We start from the raw sequence: 19,061 nt of genomic DNA on the forward strand, positions 1-19,061 counted from the left end.
AATATTGACAGGCTGCGTATATCGCTGATCAGTTGGGATACCTCTCTGAGGGGGGTCTATATCGAAGATTATCAGAAAGATACCCTATTCTACATTGACGAATTAACTACCTCCATTCTAAGCATGCGGAATCTCGCCAATGGCAAATTGGAGTTTGGGGATATTGAGATCGAAGGCTTGAATTTTAAATTGAAAACCTATGCTGAGGCGCCCGATACCAATCTGGGCATTTTTATTGATAAATTGGACGATGGAAAGCCGAGAGCGCCAGGCACACCTCCTTTTTTCTTTTCCTCCGCCGATGTTGAAGTACAGGATAGCTGGTTCCGGCTGATCGATGAAAACCTGGAAACACAGGAAACCCTCAATTTCAAGGAGCTGAATATTGAAGCTGCCGATTTCCAGATACTGGGTCCTGAAGTAACTACCGTGGTAGAGGCTCTATCCCTAAAAAGTAAGAGAGGCATTGACCTCAATAACCTGGCGACGAATTTCAAGTATACCAAGCAGCAGATGCGCTTTGACTCCCTTGACATTCAGACCCCTTTATCTCATTTAAAGGGGAATGTGGTTTTTGATTATGATCGCAAAGATTTCGCGGATTTTCTTAACAAGGTAAATATCACCGCCCAATTCAACGAATCTACCGTGGGTCTCGATGAGGTGAACCGCCTGTATGATCAGTTTGGAGAAGAGAAATCTGCCACCTTTTCCTCCAATGTAAAGGGAGTGCTCAACGATCTTAATGTAGAGCAATTGTTCCTGAGTTCTGATAATACAGGAATTCGGGGAGATTTCAATTTCAAGAATCTCTTTAGCCGGGAGGAACCCTTTCTGATGGTAGCGGATATTAAGAATATCACCACCAGCTACTATCAACTGAGGTCTCTTCTGCCGAACATATTGGGAAAATCCCTTCCCTCTTCCTTTCAAAAAATAGGGCAGTTCACCATAAGGGGAGATGCCACGGTTTCGGAAAACTCCATCAACGCGCAGATCAACCTGAACAGTCGCATTGGCAGCAGCTATGCCGACCTGGACCTTACCGATGTAAACAATATTGACAACGCGAATTACAAAGGCTTTGTTTCCCTGATCGATTTTGATCTGGGTCGATTTCTCAATGACAAGAAACTGGGAAAGACCTCCCTGGATGTGAATGTGGAAGGTCGGGGCTTTGGAAAGGAAAGCCTGAATACCGAGGTTATAGGAGATATCTATGCCCTGAACTACAACGGCTATGAATACAATAATGTCAAGGTTTCCGGGATCGTAAAAGACCAGTTGTTCGATGGATCGCTGGTCAGCAATGACGACAACTTCCGCTTTAATTTTACCGGTCTAGCCGACTTTGGCAGTGAACGCAATACCTTTAACTTCATTGCTTCGGTTGACTATGCGGATCTGAAAAAACTCAATTTTATTGAAGATAGCGTTGCTGTTTTTAAGGGGGATGTGAATATGGATATCACCGGGGACTCTTTTGATAATATTGAAGGAGACATCAAGTTCTCGCAGACCAATTATCAAAACATCAATCAGACCTATTACTTCGATGATTTCAAAATTGCCTCTTCCTTCGGTGAGGATTCCCTAAGGACCATTGAGATCAATTCTCCGGATATCATCACCGGGTTTATGAAAGGGAAATTCAAGGTCAGGGAATTGGGAAAACTGGTACGGAACTCTATTGGTAGTATTTATACCAATTACAAGCCCTTTGAGATCTCCTCAGGGCAGGAACTCGCTTTTAATTTTAAGATATACAATAAGATTGTTGATGTTTTCTTTCCCGAAGTGAATTTTGGCCCGAACACCTTTATCCGGGGTAATATCATTGCGGATGAAGGCGATTTTAAACTCACCTTTAAGTCGCCCAATATTGCCGCCTACGGGAATGAGCTAAAGAATATAGATGTTAAGATCGACAATAAGAACCCACTGTTCAATACTTTCGTGTCGGTGGACGACGTCTCTACGATTTACTATGATGTCAAGGACTTCAACCTCATTAATACCACTTTGACAGACACCCTGTTTTTCCGAACGGAATTCAAGGGAGGAAGTGAATATAATGACAGCTATAACCTGAACTTCTACCATACGTTTAACGAAGAGAACAAATCCGTAATAGGCCTGAAGAAGTCCGATGTAAGTTTTAAGGGGAATACCTGGGTGCTGAACAGGGACGGGAACCGGCAGAACAAGGTGATTATCAACCGGGCCCTGGACAGTATCACCATTGAGGAGATCGTCATGAACAACGAGAACAGGGAACAGATCCGACTGCGAGGTCAGGTTGCTGATTCTACCTATAAGGACCTGGAGTTGCAATTCAAGATCGTTTCCCTGAACAAGATCTCCCCGGCAATTGATAGTCTGAAGCTTTCCGGTGAGATCAACGGGGTGCTGAACCTGCAGCAACGCGAAGGAAAATACCTGCCTATCTGTAACCTGGATATCACCGATTTCGGGGTCAATGGAATTCCACTGGGACAATTGAATATCGGGATCGTCGGAAATCGTAACCTCACGGAATTCGTGGTTAATTCTTCGATCACAGAAAGCCAGCGTGAGAAATTCAGCATCATTGGGAATGTTACCAACAACAATGGAGTGCTGGAATCTGACCTGCTGGCAAATTTTACGGATTTTAATCTGGTGCCCTTTAGTCCTTTGGGCGAGGGGGTGATCACCAATATACGGGGGGATCTCAATGGGAGCGCTCAGATCAAAGGGGATGTCAAGAACCCCGACATCAGCGGGTTGCTCAGCCTGAACAATGCCGGCCTCGCCATACCTTACCTCAACGTGGATTACGACTTCGGATCGAATTCGGTGGTGCGGCTATTCAATCAGACCTTTGATTTCCAGAATATACAACTGGAGGATATCGCCATGAAAACCCGTGCTACCTTAAATGGCACCATCAGGCATAATTTTTTTACGGACTGGAGGTTGGATCTTGATTTGGACACCAATAATGATCGCTTCCTTATCCTGAATACTCCTTTCGAAGAAGAAATTCTGTATTACGGTACCGGATTTGTAAATGGGGAAGGTAAGATCTTCGGACCTACAAACGCCCTGACCATCACTTTTGAGGGCGCCACGGCCCGCGGGACCTCGCTTAAGATCCCGATCAGTGAGGTGGAGGCGGTAGGCGACTACTCCTTTATCAATTTTATAGAAAAAGACCGGGTGGAGGCCATAGAACTGGAAAGACAACTCAAGGATTACGAAGGTCTGGAACTGCAATTCGATCTGGATGTTACCCCTGATGCCGAGGTAGAGATCGTTGTGGATCAGAAGACCGGTAGCTCCCTCAAAGGCACGGGTGCCGGACTGGTGTTCATTGAGATCAATACCAATGGCAAATTCAATATGTTCGGGGATTTTGTGGTGGTGACCGGTGAATACAACTACAAATTTGGTGGGGTGATCGATAAGACTTTCAATGTAAAGCCCGGTGGTACCATCGTTTGGGATGGCGAACCACTGGCCGCCCGCCTGAATATGGAGGCGGTTTATTCCCTTAATGCCAACCCGGCTCCTTTGCTGGATAATGCCGCATATACCCGGCGTATCCCGACGGATGTGGTGGTCCTGCTGACAGACGAGTTGGAAAGGCCCACCATAGACTTCAATATTGAATTTCCGGGGACGAGCTCAACGGTTAAATCTGAGTTGGAATACAGGCTGCAGGATCCGACGGTCCAACAGCGAAATGCCATATTCCTCTTAGCCCAGGGGACCTTTGTAAATGATGATTCCGGACTCTCCGGTCAGGCTGTGGTGGGTAATGCAATCCAAAGCGCTTCCAGTATTCTCAATCAGGTACTCGGTGGAGGCAATGATAAATTTGATTTCGGAGTATCCTATGAACAGGGCTATCAGGATCCGAATGACGTTCAGACCGAAGACAGGATCGGAGTTACGGTTTCTACCAGGATCAGCGACCGGATCTTGTTCAACGGCCGCTTCGGGGTTCCGGTCGGAGGTGTTACCGAAACTGTGGTCGCGGGAGATGCCGAAATTCAGGTATTACTCAACGAAGAAGGTACGCTGCGTGCCAAGATCTTTAATCGCGAAAATCAGATTCAACAGTTCCTCACCGAGCGACAGGGATACACCCAGGGTGTGGGGCTTTCATACGAGGTGGATTTCAACAGTTTCAAGGAGCTGATGCGCAAAGTATTTATGAAAAAACAGGACCTGCCGGACGAGACCCCTGCACTGGTAAATCCGGGATCTGTCATGGGTCGGGACAGTTTAATACAATTCTTCCCAAAAAACAGCAAGCCAAATAATTAAATTCTCAATCCGGAAATCGATTTGTTGCATTTTCCACAATGAATGCCAAAATTATTACCGAAATCGTTTTCGAATCCTCAAAAATGAATAAATAATCGGAAGGCCACATTTTTTTTTCCGAGAAGTTTGTTAATTTCGCAATTCGATTTTTTTCAATGGCTACGAATATAAAAAAGATAGCGGTTTTGACTTCTGGCGGGGACTCTCCCGGTATGAATGCCGCAATAAGATCCGTGGTACGTACCTGCGCCTTTTTGGACGTGGAATGCGTTGCGATATATCGTGGATATGACGGAATGATTGAAGGGGATTTTGTACCCATGAACGCCCGGAGCGTGAATAATATCATTAATAAAGGGGGGACCATACTAAAATCTGCCCGATGTGAAGAATTCCGCACCCCGGAAGGTAGAAAATTGGCCTATGACCAACTCATTGCCGAAGGAATCGGAGGTTTTGTTGTCATTGGTGGCGATGGAAGTTTTAGAGGCGCGACTACCTTCAATGAAGAGTTTGATTTTCCGGTTATCGGCATCCCGGGTACTATAGATAACGATATTTTTGGAACGAGATACACTCTTGGCTTTGATACTGCTCTAAATACTGTAGTTGATGCTATAGATAAGATCAGGGATACAGCCAGCTCTCACAACCGTCTGTTCTTTATAGAAGTAATGGGTAGAGATGTGGGGCACATTGCCCTGAATGCCGGAGTGGCGGCCGGAGCCGAAGAAATTTTGATCCCGGAAGAGAACCTGGGACTGGAACGTCTGCTGGATTCCCTGAAAAGAAGTAAAAAGTCCGGCAAATCTTCCAGTATTGTTGTAGTAGCTGAAGGAGACAAGATAGGGAAGAACGTGTTTGAGCTCAAGGAATATGTTGAGGAGCACTTGCCCATTTACGACGTGAGGGTATCTGTTCTTGGGCATATGCAAAGGGGAGGAGCTCCAACGGCCTTTGACCGGGTTTTGGCAAGCAGGATGGGTGTAAAGGCTGTAGAGGCACTTCTGGAAGGAAAGACCAACCTAATGGTCGGCATAATGGATAGTAAGATCGTGCTGACACCCATAACCGAAGCCTTGAGAGGACACACGAAAATAGACAAGGAACTCATCAGGGTTTCTGATATAATGACCACATAGTTTTAATCTAAATACGAGAAAATGTCAACATTGAAAATAGGAATTAACGGATTTGGCAGGATAGGTAGACTTGTTTTCAGAGCTACCGTAAAGAGAGACAACGTAGATGTTGTTGCCATCAACGATTTGCTGGATGTAGAACATCTGGCCTACCTACTGGAGTACGATTCTGTACACGGCAGGTTTGACGGGACCATCGAGGTAAAAGATGGGAATCTGATCGTTGACGGAAAGACCATCCGCATCACCGCGGAGCGGGATCCCAAAAACCTTAAGTGGGATGAGGTTGGTGCCGAAATCGTAGCGGAATGTACGGGTATCTTTACCACCCTGGAAACTGCTCAATACCACATTGACGGTGGGGCCAAGAAAGTGGTCATCTCAGCTCCTTCCAAAGACGCTCCTATGTTTGTAATGGGTGTTAACCACGATCAGGTAAAGGCCAGCGATACCATTGTATCCAATGCTTCCTGTACTACAAACTGTCTGGCTCCTTTGGCCAAAGTGCTCAACGATACCTTCGGTATAGAAGAAGGCCTGATGACTACAGTGCACGCCACTACTGCCACGCAACTTACAGTTGATGGCCCATCCAAAAAAGACTATAGGGGAGGTAGAAGCGCCATGTTGAATATCATTCCGGCTTCCACCGGAGCCGCCAAGGCGGTTACCAAGGTAATTCCTGAATTGCAGGGGAAACTTACAGGGATGGCCTTTAGGGTACCTACCGCTGATGTATCTGTTGTAGATCTTACGGTAAGATTGGAAAAGGAAACTTCCTATGAGGAGATCAAAAAAGCGTTCCAGGCCGCGGCCGAAGGCGAGCTCAAAGGAATTTTGGGATATACGGAAGAGGCCGTTGTTTCTCAGGACTTTGTAAGTGATGCTCGTACAAGCATCTTTGATGCCGGCGCTGGGATTGAACTAAACTCCAAATTCTTTAAGCTGATTTCCTGGTACGACAACGAAGCCGGTTACTCCCACAAACTGGTAGATCTGGCCGAACACGTTTATAGCCTTTAGAAACAGCCAATATTTTGATCAGTTTCCTTAAAGTGAGCAAAATTTTGTGTACTTTGAGGAAGCTGTTTTTTGCAAAGTTTTTTCCATGATATTCATAGTAGACAGCGGTGCTACCAAAGCAGACTGGATTGCCCTCGGAGAAGATGGTGAACAATTATTTATGACCCAAACCCTTGGGCTGAGCCCTGAAGTGCTCACCAAAGACGTCATCATAGAGCGGCTGGCGAATAATTTTGAGATTTCCAAGAATAGCCGGAAAGTAAAGCGCCTATATTTTTACGGGGCGGGATGCGGTACCGAGCGGATGAGGAAATTCCTGAAGAAGATCTTCAAAGAATTCTTCCCCCATGCAGTACCCCAGGTAAAAGAAGATACCTACGCGGCCATCTACTCCACTACCAAAATAGGAAAACAAGGCATAGTATGTATCCTCGGAACTGGCTCTAACTGTAGTTATTATGACGGGCATCAGATGTTTCAGAAGGTTGTGTCACTTGGCTATATCCCTATGGATGACGGTAGTGGAAATTTTTTCGGCAGAAAGTTGATCCGTGATTATTACTATCACAAAATGCCACAGGACCTGGCCAATCTGTTCTCAGGGGAATACGATCTTGACCCTGATGTTATCAAGGAGAATCTGTACAAAAGGCCCAACCCGAATACCTACCTGGCTACATTTGCCAGATTTTTAATAGAACACAAAGACCATCCTTACTGCAAGGGTGTGATAGATAAAGGTTTTCAGCAGTTCGTGAACAACCATATCATGCAGTTTGAACTGGCTACAAAGGTTCCCATCCATTTCGTGGGAAGTATAGCCTTCTATCTCAAGGAAGAACTCACAGCCGTAATCGAAAGGAATGACCTCATCCTTGGGGTTATCAGACAAAGACCTATCGAAGGCCTGGTGGAATTCCACAAGGAAACTCTCGCTATTTAACCGCGATCATACTGATCTCAACATTGACGAATTTAGGTAGATTGGCAACTTCTACAGTCTCCCTTGCCGGAGCGGTAGCAGCATCGAAGTACGCTCCGTAAGCCTGATTGATCTCAGCGAACTGATGCATGTCCTTGACAAAAATTGTGGCTTTTACCACGTTCTCAAAAGACATCCCGGCCTCCTCAAGAATCGCTTTCAGGTTTTCCATGCTTTGCCTGGTCTCCTGCTGTATATCTCCTTCAACGAGCTCACCACTCTTAGGATCCATGGGTATCTGACCGGATATGTATAGCGTATCACCATGCATCACAGCCTGGTTGTAAGGCCCTATAGGGGCTGGGGCATTTACAGTGTTGATGATTCTTTTCATGGGTATTGTTTTTGTGACTTTACGATTTAGTGCATCGGTGGGTAGAGAATTGAATACTGACTTATCTGATATTGGGCTGACTTCGGTTTTCCCACTTCAGGTCTGAAAGGATGGAGCTTTTTATCCCGATAAAGAAATACCATCGTTCAAAATCCCCGAAGGGAGTCCAGTTAAAATTCATTTTAAAGCTCTTCAGGTCCCTTTCAAAACGCAATTGGGTTACCGTAAAACCTTTCCGTCTGATATCATAACCGGACGAAACACCCACCCTCCAGCGAGGGGATAGATTTACATTCCCTGAGAACATCAGGGAGTGGTTGCTAAACTCATTCTGCCGGTTACTATTGCTATAGGTTACGGCGTATTGCAGCCTGAGATCCCAGGGGATCTTGGTTCCGTAAACCGGGTTTTCCACATCGTCTTCATCCCGATTGTCAAAACTTCCCTCATTGAAATTATTGGCCTGCCCGAAGAGATCATCCGTCCTACCTCCACTGGCCGCGACGTAGTTCTGACCGTCATAGGGACTGTCCGGATCTCCGCGTTTTTCTTCCTTGTCTCCTCCAAAGTCCGAGCTGCTTATGGAATAACTTAGGTTGGCTCGCGCCGAGGTTAACCTGAAAAGGCTTCCCCCGTTATCAATATTGAAAGTATTGATCCGTCTTCCATTATTATCAATGGCGTAGGGATCTAAATTGGCGCCAAAGTTAATGGACATCTTGTTGTTGAGGATATTAGTTCCTCCTGAAATAACCAGCGGACTAATCCGCAACGAATCCGCCTCAAAGTTATACCCAGAAGATAAATTGAAGCTATTGAGGATCATGATCTTTTTGGGTTCCGTAACGGTTGAATCCCTGTCCCTCACCTTAGCCTCCAAAGTATTGGCAAGGGTAAAGCTCAGCGCATTGGACCTACCCAGCCTTGGGGCCCCGTAGATGGTGTTCTGAAACCTGCTGAACTGGACAGTCTGGCCGGTAACCGTATTCAGGTACTCATCGTAAAACTGTTCAAATGAAGGTGCAAATCCATAGCTGATGGAGGGCCTCATCACGTGTCTTATGGCCTGTAGTTTTCTGTCTTCCCCACGATTGAAAGTCCCGTACAGGGTAGTACCAATGCTCGCACTTAGACTGTATTGATTATAACGGTCAAAACCACTAATAGTATCCGTTACAACGGTTTGTGTATCCGGATCGAAGCTTTGATTGAAGGTCTGCAGCGTCCATACATCTTCATAGCTACCACCCAGGGTAACACTAAAGTGCTTGGCAACCTTAAAGTTGGTACTGATCGGAATACGATGGCGGGCTCCGACCTTGGCATCGTCAAACATTCTTGTACTCAGAAAATCTTCATCATTGGTACGGATCTGGTTTCTGGCGTTCAGATCATATTGAAAATTAATGTTCTGTAAAGCCCCTTTTTTAATTCCCTCCCTTTTGGCGAAGGGAAAGATACGCTCCATACTGGCCTGTAAGGTTGGCAGGGTAACATCCACCACATTGGTATTGGTGTTCTGGTTATGGGTGGCAGTAAGGCTCAGGTTCACCGAGGGATAAGCCGGAAATGTCTTGGAATACGATATGGAAGACGAGAGGTTATTGATCTGTGTATTGGGCAGGTTTTGCTGCAATAGGGAATTCCGGTAATACTGGCTACTTCCGAGGTTAACAGAGGCGGAGATCCTTGAATTGGGATTGGCCTTGGGATCCTGAGAATGTGAGATCTGTACATTGTAAATGGTCCCACGGCTGAAATCGTCAAATCCCTTTTGACTTACGATCTGATTTTCGAACCTGAAATTGATATTCCCCCGGAATTTGTAGCGTTTGGCATATACGGACTGGGCACGTATCCCGTAACTTCCGTTGGTATACAGGTCTCCTGTAAGGGTAAGGTCCGCATAATCCCCTATAGGGAGATAATACCCTCCGTTCTGCAGAAAATACCCCCGGTCCGGATCATTACCAAAGGTGGGCATCATAATACCCGCGGTACGCCCTACCGTTAAGGGGAAATACGCGAAAGGCAAAGCAATAGGGGTGGGTACATCAACAATATACAGGTTACTAAAGCCGGCAATTACCTTTTTCTTGGGGACGAACTTGGCCTTTCTGACCCGAATGTAATAATCGGGATCGATCGTGTCTTTGGAGGTAGTGAGCTTGCCCTCACTCAGAAAGTAAACCGAGTCGTTCTCCTTTTTAGTGACATCTGCATATACCTTCATCGCATCGCTACCCAACTGCCCCAAGCCCGCCTGCTGCTCCGTTCTGGAATTCCATATCAGTGCTTTCTGGGTGTCAAAATTAAATCGGATGGAGTCCGGGATCACCACGTTCTCTCCCTGTTTAAAGTAAGGTAGCTGTGTGTAGTTCCCCAGTGAATCTTTGATCCTGCCGGCGTAGACCTCATTTTTAATATAGTCCATGATTATGATGCCCGCTTTTAGCTCGGTATCCTGGTAGTAGATCTCGGCCTCATTGTACAAATAGATCTTTTGGTCTTTCTGGCTGAGTTTGACGTAATCTTTGGCCTTGTACTCAATTTTATCCAGTAAAAATGGTTCCTTTCCACCCAGAGTGTCAATCTCTGTGGAATCTGTAACAACCGTATCACGTACCATTTGTGGAGTAAGGAGAGGAGCCGTGATGGAGTCCTTTACAGCCTTGATAGGCAGGGGTTTGATCAAATCTTCCTGAGCCACAAGAGAAAAGGCACCAAAGAGAAGCAACCATAGTAAAAGTAAAGGATGTTTATTTGATTGCAAGGCTATAAATCCTATTTTTGTAATGGTTTGGCCTGATATTTGGAGACCAAACATACATATATTTTTTCTTCTGCTTACAGCACATTACCATAAATTTAACCATAGCAGATGCCCTGAAATAGCAGTATGACAATGCAAAGAAAACGGTTTTTTTTTATTCCCTTTTTACTTAGTCTGACGCTTTTTGTCTCTTTTGAAAAACCGAATCAGGAAGATGCACCGGCTAAGGATTTCATCGTAGTTTTAGACGCTGGTCATGGCGGACATGACCCTGGAAACCTCGGGAACGGTTACCTTGAAAAGAATATTGCCCTTAAGATCGTACTTCGGGCAGGTGAATTTCTGGAAAAGCAAGCAGGGATCAAAGTGGTCTATACCCGTAAGGACGATACCTTTGTTGACCTTTACGTAAGAGGCGAGATCGCCAACAAAGCGAACGCGGATCTTTTCGTGTCGGTCCATTGCGATTCACACACCTCCAATGCCAATGGTGCCGGTACTTTTGTTCTTGGCCTGCACGCCAATAAACAGAATTTTGAGATTGCCAAAAAGGAGAACTCAGTAATCTACCTGGAGGACAACTACGAGTCCCGCTACGCCAAATATGATATCAATTCGCCCGAATCCATTATAGGGCTAACCATTATGCAGGAAGAATTCCTGGAAAAGAGTATACAATTGGCCTCCCTGATGCAGGAAAACTTCTCCAATAAGTTAAGGCGAAATGATCGCAAAGTAAAACAAGCCGGCTTTATTGTACTCCATCAGACTTTTATGCCAAGCGTATTGGTAGAAACCGGATTTTTGACCAACAAGTCCGAAGGGATGTACCTGAATTCCAACAAAGGTCAGACAGAGATAGGGAAAGCGATCGCCGATGCCATAGTGTCTTACAAAGATGGTGTTACAATCGATACCACAACTGAACCGGCTGTTGTTACCCAACAAAGTCCGGAAATAGAGACAGCAGCAGAACCTCCAGTGACAGAAGCCAAAACGGAGGAGAAAGAAAAAGCTACCGAGGTGGCGGAAGCGGTAATCGAGAAGACTGAACCTCCAAAAACCACAAATACTACTTCTGCGGAAAAGGCCCCGGAGACCACGAATCTGCCGAAAAAAGAACCAGTGCCGCAGCCTCCGGCTGAAGTTGCGGTTAAAAAGGCGCCAGAGACAAAACCCACGCCAGCTGTAAAAACTCCGCCGGCAGAAGTGGACAAGCAGACGGAACAGGTGGTTGCGGCTGTAACCAAAGAACTGAACTCCCCACAACCTGTGGAAGAGGATTCCAAAAAAGAGGTCGCCAAAACAAATTCTCCCCCGCCCGAGAAAGAAGTAGTGGCAGCTAAAGCAGACCCACCCAAAAAAGAAGAGGTAGCTCAAAAAGCAGTGGATAAAACTACCGTGGCCGCCAAATCACCGCCGGCCAAAAAGGCCAAACCCGATGTCAATATAGTTTTTAAAGTACAGCTGTTGGCCAGCTCAAAGGATATGCCTCTCAGGGCAGAAGACTTTAGAGGGTTGAACACTCTATCCAAAGAACCCTACAAAAACCTGTTCCGATATATGTACGGAAATACGGATTCTTACTTCCAGGCCACGCTCTATAAATCCAATGCAGATGCCAAGGGTTATTCCACCTCTTTTATTGTGGCTTATAAGGACGGTGTTCGAATTCCTATTAAAGAGGCCTTAAATTACGTCTCTGAATAATGGCTTGTCCTCAAAAATTATTTCTAATTTTGTTTGTAACCAAAACAAAGTCCTTTTGAAACTATCCAGGGAATTTAAAACGGGGATAATCGTCATAGGCGGAGTTCTCCTGTTTATTTTGTTGTTTACTTTTCTAAAGTCATCCTCAATCTTTGAATCCAGCAAGACCTTCTACGCTGTATACCAGCATATAGGCGGATTGCAACCCGGGACTCCAGTGTCCATCAACGGATTTGGAGTTGGAAAGGTCAACAGTATTGAATTTAAAGATGAAAGCGGCAGCCTGCTGGTAACCTTTTCGGTTAGTAGTGATTTTGAGTTCTCGAGGAATAGCAGAGCGGAACTTTACGACACCGGTATTATAGGAGGAAAGGGAATTCAGATAAAGCCGGTTTTTGATGGGGCGCCAATGGCAGTCTCAGGTGATACGCTCATAACCGATACGAAACCCGGCCTTACCGAACTGGTACAGCAACGGTTAACTCCCCTCCAACTTAAAGTAGAAGGAGCGGTTTCTCATGCGGATTCCCTATTGATGAATTTCAATGATGTATTGGACACCCGGACCAAAAAAAATCTTAGGGAGAGCATAGAAGGTTTGAACGGCCTGGTAAGCAGTTTTCAGAAAAGCGCCAATGCTCTTAATGAGATATTAATAACGAATAAGGCCCAGTTAGATAGTTCTATTACGAATATCAACACCATTACGACTAATTTTTCCAAAATATCCGACTCCCTTGCTACCGCCGATCTATCGAAAACGATCCGAAATCTGGAATCTACCCTGGCCAGTTTAGATGTGTTAATGGCGAAAATGCAGAAAGGTGAGGGTTCATTGGGGAAACTGATGCACGATGAAGCATTGTATACCAATCTCTCCGAGGCTTCTCGCGAACTGGACCTTTTGCTTCAGGATTTCAGACTCAATCCGAAACGCTATGTCAATGTTTCGGTCTTTGGAAAGAAACAGAAAGATTATACCCTGCCTGAGGACGACCCAGCGGATAAAAATGACGATCAATAAATGGAATACCTCCAGAATATCCTGTTTGCAATAGCCCTCGTTCTGGGGATAGCATTTTTTACGAGGAACGTACGAAGACTCGCCCGGAATATTAAACTGGGAAAGGAAGTGGATCTCAGTGACAATGCTTCCACCAGGTGGCGGAATATGGCCATGATTGCATTGGGGCAGAGTAAAATGGTAGTGAGACCGGTTGCCGGGATCATGCATGTGATCGTCTACCTCGGTTTTATTATCATCAATATTGAAGTCCTTGAGATCATCATAGACGGACTGTTGGGTACACACAGGGTGTTCGCCTTTATGGGCGGGTTCTACGACTTCCTGATCGCATCGTTTGAAGTCCTGGCCCTTTTGGTGATCGTAGCGGTGATTGTCTTTTGGTTGAGACGGAATATTATCAGATTGCAGCGATTTATAAAACCCGAGATGAAAGGCTGGCCGGAAAAAGACGGGAACCTGATCCTTTACATTGAATTGGTACTGATGATCTTGTTCCTCACCATGAACGCCTCCGACCTGCAATTGCAGCAACTCGGTGCTCCACATTATAATGAAGCAGGTGCATTCCCGGTAAGCCAGTTTATTGCGCCCTTGTTCGAGGGTCTCTCCATTGGCACCCTTGTGCTTATAGAAAGATCTGCCTGGTGGCTTCATATTCTGGGTATCCTTTTCTTTCTCAATTACCTTTACTATTCCAAGCATTTACATATTCTCCTGGCTTTTCCTAATACCTACTATGGCAGCCTGAATCCCAAAGGGCAGTTTGCGAATTTAGAGTCGGTTACCAGGGAAGTGCGGTTGATGATGGACCCTTCGGCTGATCCTTACGCCGCGCCGGCGGAAGATGCACCACCTCCTGAGAAATTTGGAGCCTCGGATGTAATGGACCTGAAGTGGATACAACTACTAAATGCATACAGCTGCACGGAATGTGGCAGGTGTACCAGCGAGTGCCCGGCGAATCAAACCGGGAAGAAATTGTCTCCCAGGAAAATCATGATGGATACCCGGGACCGGCTGGAAGAAGTGGGTCGCAACATTACGGCGAACAAAGGAAACTTTGTGGAAGACGGGAAGCAGTTGCTGGACGATTATATCAGCAGGGAAGAATTGTGGGCCTGTACCTCCTGTAATGCCTGCGTAGAGGCCTGCCCCATCAGCATTGACCCCCTTTCAATTATTATGGATATGAGGCAGTATTTGGTTATGGAGCAGTCTGCCGCACCTTCAGACCTGAACTCCATGATGGGGAATATTGAGAATAACGGAGCTCCATGGCCATTTAATCAGATGGACAGACTGAATTGGGCATCTGAATCCTAAAACTTGTTATAGGACTATGAGTAATGAAATAAATGTTCCAACCATGGCCTCACTCTTTGCCGAAGGTAAAGAGCCCGAAGTACTGTTCTGGGTAGGCTGTGCAGGTAGTTTTGACGATAGAGCAAAAAAGATAACCAAAGCTTTTGTGCGATTGCTGAACAAGGCCGGCATAAATTTTGCGGTTTTAGGTACTGAAGAGAGTTGCAGTGGAGATCCGGCAAAACGCGTAGGGAACGAGTTTCTTTTTCAAATGCAGGCTGTGACCAATATTGAAATTCTCAATGGATATGGGGTAAAGAAGATCGTAACGGCCTGTCCGCATTGCTTTAATACCATTAAGAACGAATATCCGGAATTAGGAGGGAACTACGAGGTTTTGCATCATACGCAGTTCCTGAAACAGTTGTTTGAAGAGGGACGATTGAGCCTGGAAGGAGGAAGCTTTAAAGGAAAGCGGATAACCTATCACGATCCCTGTTACTTGGGGCGGGCTAATGACGTATACGAAGCTCCCAGGGAACTCATCCGGAAGTTGGATGCGGAATTGGTGGAGATGAAGAATTGCAAAAAACGAGGACTGTGTTGCGGAGCTGGCGGGGCGCAAATGTTCAAAGAGCCTGAAAAAGGAGATAAGGACGTCAATATTGAGCGTACGGAGCAGGCTTTGGAAACCCGGCCGGATATTATTGCGGCCGCCTGCCCATTTTGCAATACGATGATGACAGATGGAATTAAGAATAAGGAAAAAGAAGCCTCTATCGCTGTAATGGACATCACAGAGTTGCTCGCTCGTGCCGCGGATCTCTGATTTCCGGTAAGGTTCAGGAAGCTTGGCGAACAAATAGTCAGGGGTGGTAAATTGGCCCTGACAATTCAGAAAAAACAAAAACACTTATGCTGGTATCATTTGAATCACTTCCCAAAACTTCGCGTATCTGGATCTACCAGTCAAACCGGAGTTTCACCCCTGAAGAACTGGAGGAAGTAAGTAGCTTAACAGGAGAGTTTATCAAGCAATGGACGGCACACGGAGCTGATCTAAAAGCGGGTTTTGAGATCAGGTATTCAAGATTCATTGTGATTGGCCTGGATCAAAACCTGAATTCAGCATCCGGCTGTTCGATAGACGCTTCGGTGCACTTTATCCAGGCATTGGAAAAGAAATATCAAGTTGATCTGTTAGACAAAATGAACGTCTCCTTCAAACAAGGGGAGTATATCGCTTATAAACCTCTGGCGGATTTCAAGAAAATGGCGAAAGCTAAATCGGTTTCAGCGAATACAGTCGTATTCAACAATTTGGTTACCAACAAACAGGAGTATGAGAACTTCTGGGAGGTACCGGCTTCCGAAAGTTGGCATAGTCGATTTTTGTAATTTTAAACCGGAGAACAGCCTGACATAAACAATTGCCAAACCCCACTGAGACTAGGAAATTCGATGAAATGCAATATTTCATCGGGATTTAAGTTAGTACCTTAGATTAATCTATTTATGCGGAAACGAATACTAGTTTATTTATTTTCCATTGGCTTTTTTTATTCCTGGGGACAAATAGACCCGCTGGTAAGTCAGGATACCCTGGATCAGAAAAAATGGGTAGATGAGACTTATGAGAATCTGTCGGTTGAAGACCGTATCGGTCAGCTATTTATGGTGATGGTGGCCTCAAATCAGGAAAAGGCAGCTACGGACAAGATAAAGGACATCATACAAAAGCACAGGATAGGAGGAGTGATATTCTCCAGAGGAGGCCCGGTGCGGCAAGCCCATCTCACCAATTCCTACCAGGCGAATTCCAGGGTCCCATTATTGATTGGTATGGACGCGGAGTGGGGGCTGGCTATGCGTTTGGATTCGGCTTATGCCTTTCCCTGGAATATGACCCTTGGAGCCGTTACGGACAGCTGCATCATAGAGCGGGTGGGATACCGGATCGGAAAACACGCGAGACGCCTGGGGGTGCATATAAACTTCGCTCCGGATATAGATATTAACACCAATCCAAAAAATCCCATCATCGGCAACCGATCTTTCGGGGAAGACAAAGAGATCGTAACCAGGCAGGGCCTGGCCTTTATGCAGGGCATGGCAGAAGCCGGGGTGCTATCCAGTGGAAAGCACTTTCCAGGTCATGGAGATACCGCCCAGGATTCTCATAATACCTTACCGACTATAGGGTTTACGCCACAGCGTTTGGACAGTGTAGAACTCTATCCTTATAAAAAACTCATCGAGAATGGTTTGAGCAGTGTGATGGTAGCTCACTTGAATGTGCCCGAATTGGAAAATCAGGAAGCCCTGCCATCGTCCCTTTCTAAATCCATAATTACCGGCTTGTTAAAGGAGAAAATGCAGTTCAAGGGACTGGTTTTTACGGACGCATTGAATATGAACGGTGTCGCTAATTACGGCGAGCCTGGTGAAACCGAATTACAGGCTTTTCTGGCGGGGAATGATATTCTATTGATGCCCCGCGATATAGAAGCTGCCAAGACCAGGATATTAGAGGCTTATGATCAGGGCAGGATCTCTGATCTACGGCTGGAGGCATCCGTAAAGAAAATGCTCATGGCCAAATACAAGGCCGGATTACACCAATATCAACCTATTGATACCACAGGCCTTTACGGATCCTTGAATTCCCCGGAAGACGATATGCTTTACGAGGAAGTGATGGAGAATGCTATAACAGTGCTGAAAGACAAGGTAAATCTATTGGCGATCAAGAAGCTGGAAAACAAAAAGATAGCCTATGTAAAGTTGGGTGATGCCGAAGGGGATACTTTTCTGAAAAACTTGAATAACTATGCTGAAGTTACCGAGGTAAGCGCTTCCAATATTGCAGACCTAAAGGCTAAACTGGCAGATTTTAACCTGGTGATCGTAGGATTTCACAAAAGCAACGATAGTCCCTGGAAAGCCTATAAATTTTCCGAAAAAGACCGGTTCTGGTTACATGAGATCAGCAAACTAAGGACCTCCAATACGATACTTACGGCATTTGCCAAGCCCTACGCATTATTGGATGTTGCCAGTTTTGATACCATAGATGCCGTGGTCATGGCCTATCAGAATAGTGAGATAGCCCAGGAAACGGCAGCGGAATTGCTTTTTGGCGCTATCGGGGCAAAAGGAAGGCTGCCAGTTACGGCTCACCCGGAGTTTCCGGTTCATTCAGGATTGTCTCTTCAACCCCTGATGCGTTTGGGTTATAGCGTACCGGAACGCGTGGGGCTTAGCTCCGAAGGCCTGGCTGAGGTGGACCGACTGGTCCAGGATGGTCTGGATTCTTTGATGTATCCCGGTGCACAGGTACTGATAGCCCGTCGGGGTAAAGTGGTTTACAATAAAGGCTTTGGCAAGACTACTTATAAAGATGGAGATAGTATTCGCGCGGATCATATTTACGATCTGGCTTCCCTGACCAAGATCCTGGCTACACTACCCACTGTTATGAAGATGGAGGAGGAGGGGCAGATCGCCTTGAACACTACGTTCAAAGAGCTCATACCTGCTTATGAGGACTCCGAACTCAAAAATGTCACAGTGCTAAAGGCATTAAGTCATTATGGCCGCCTACCTGCCTGGATCGCCTTTTACATAGACACTCTGGATAAAAAGCGAAGACCTTCCGGAGAGTTCTACCGAAGCAACCCTTCGGACGGATTTTCCATAAAGGTAACAGACCGCATGTACCTCGCGAATGCCTACACCGACTCCATATATAACCGCATTGGCAGGCAGGAACTAAAATCAAACAGATATCGCTATAGTGACGTGGCCTATTACGTTCTCAAAAAATATATTGAGGATACTTACGGTAGAAGCCTGGACGATATTACAGATCAGTTATTTTACAAACGCCTGGGCACGACCAACACCAGTTATAACCCACTGGAGAAGTTCCCCAGGGAAAACATAGTACCTTCTGAGATTGACAATTATTACCGCTATCAGAAGGTACAGGGATACGTCCATGATATGGGAGCCGCAATGCAAGGTGGAGTAGGTGGGCATGCCGGCTTATTTAGCAATGCGAATGATGTGGCAAAGATCATGCAGATGTATTTACAGGGTGGATTTTACGGCGGTGAACGATTTTTAGAGGAGCGAACAGTTGAAAAATTCAACAAATGCTATTTCTGCCATAAAAATGTCAGGCGAGGCGTGGGCTTCGACAAGCCCCAGCTGGAAGATAAGGGGCCAACCTGTGGTTGTGTTTCCCGCAAGAGTTTTGGACATAGTGGTTTTACCGGGACCTATACCTGGGCAGACCCTGAAGAAGAGATTGTCTACGTATTCTTGTCTAACCGTACCTTTCCTTCGGCCACCAACCGGCTATTGGTAAAATCCGGGCTTAGGACCCGTATCCAACAGGCTATTTATGATTCCATTATAAATTAGCGAAGGAATTAAAATGTAGATTTGTA

At 45.8% G+C, this 19,061-nt stretch carries 11 protein-coding genes and 1 pseudogene; 10 read left to right on the forward strand and 2 right to left on the reverse strand.

The window, feature by feature from the left end:
• Positions 1 to 123 precede the first annotated feature (123 nt).
• From GTQ38_RS10035 to GTQ38_RS10050, 4 genes are all read left to right on the forward strand, one after another.
• Positions 124 to 4,314: a translocation/assembly module TamB domain-containing protein gene (locus GTQ38_RS10035; protein ID WP_238857894.1), complete on the forward strand. Its 4,191-nt coding sequence runs from the start codon at positions 124 to 126 to the stop codon at positions 4,312 to 4,314.
• Between the two features lie 155 nt (positions 4,315 to 4,469).
• On the forward strand, positions 4,470 to 5,456 hold the full coding sequence (gene pfkA / locus GTQ38_RS10040) for a 6-phosphofructokinase (RefSeq protein WP_161435377.1): 987 nt from the start codon (positions 4,470 to 4,472) through the stop codon (positions 5,454 to 5,456).
• Positions 5,457 to 5,477: 21 nt separating this feature from the next.
• Positions 5,478 to 6,479 (forward strand): type I glyceraldehyde-3-phosphate dehydrogenase, encoded by a 1,002-nt coding sequence (gap, locus tag GTQ38_RS10045; protein WP_161435378.1) that lies wholly within the window; start codon positions 5,478 to 5,480, stop codon positions 6,477 to 6,479.
• A gap of 85 nt (positions 6,480 to 6,564) precedes the next feature.
• Positions 6,565 to 7,422: an N-acetylglucosamine kinase gene (locus GTQ38_RS10050; protein ID WP_161435379.1), complete on the forward strand. Its 858-nt coding sequence runs from the start codon at positions 6,565 to 6,567 to the stop codon at positions 7,420 to 7,422.
• Here the strand turns inward: GTQ38_RS10050 and GTQ38_RS10055 are convergent.
• Entirely contained in the window at positions 7,415 to 7,795 is a 381-nt protein-coding gene (locus tag GTQ38_RS10055) for a RidA family protein (RefSeq protein WP_161435380.1), read from the reverse strand. The two genes, GTQ38_RS10050 and GTQ38_RS10055, sit on opposite strands and share 8 nt — an antisense overlap.
• Positions 7,796 to 7,856: 61 nt before the next feature.
• Positions 7,857 to 10,622, reverse strand: a complete 2,766-nt coding sequence (locus tag GTQ38_RS10060) for a putative LPS assembly protein LptD (protein WP_238857895.1) — start codon at positions 10,620 to 10,622, stop codon at positions 7,857 to 7,859.
• 78 nt (positions 10,623 to 10,700) lie between these two features.
• Between GTQ38_RS10060 and GTQ38_RS10065 the strand changes: the two are divergent.
• The 6 genes and pseudogenes from GTQ38_RS10065 to GTQ38_RS10090 form a co-directional block, all read left to right on the forward strand.
• Positions 10,701 to 11,474 (forward strand): annotated as a pseudogene (locus GTQ38_RS10065) (N-acetylmuramoyl-L-alanine amidase family protein); the annotation flags it as partial.
• Positions 11,475 to 12,333: 859 nt separating this feature from the next.
• Positions 12,334 to 13,302, forward strand: coding sequence for an MlaD family protein (locus GTQ38_RS10070; RefSeq protein ID WP_161435382.1), 969 nt, complete (start codon positions 12,334 to 12,336; stop codon positions 13,300 to 13,302).
• Positions 13,303 to 14,628, forward strand: a complete 1,326-nt coding sequence (locus tag GTQ38_RS10075; RefSeq protein WP_161435383.1) for a (Fe-S)-binding protein — start codon at positions 13,303 to 13,305, stop codon at positions 14,626 to 14,628.
• A 16-nt stretch (positions 14,629 to 14,644) separates the two neighbouring features.
• Entirely contained in the window at positions 14,645 to 15,436 is a 792-nt protein-coding gene (locus GTQ38_RS10080; protein ID WP_161435384.1) for a (Fe-S)-binding protein, read from the forward strand.
• 86 nt (positions 15,437 to 15,522) lie between these two features.
• Positions 15,523 to 16,005, forward strand: coding sequence for an ABC transporter ATPase (locus GTQ38_RS10085; protein WP_161435385.1), 483 nt, complete (start codon positions 15,523 to 15,525; stop codon positions 16,003 to 16,005).
• Between the two features lie 117 nt (positions 16,006 to 16,122).
• Positions 16,123 to 19,035 carry a glycoside hydrolase family 3 N-terminal domain-containing protein gene (locus GTQ38_RS10090; protein WP_161435386.1) on the forward strand — a complete coding sequence of 971 codons (2,913 nt, stop codon included), beginning with the start codon at positions 16,123 to 16,125 and terminating at the stop codon, positions 19,033 to 19,035.
• Positions 19,036 to 19,061: the final 26 nt, after the last annotated feature.

Origin of the sequence: Poritiphilus flavus, from assembly GCF_009901585.1 — a bacterium.
Lineage (GTDB): Bacteria > Bacteroidota > Bacteroidia > Flavobacteriales > Flavobacteriaceae > Poritiphilus > Poritiphilus flavus.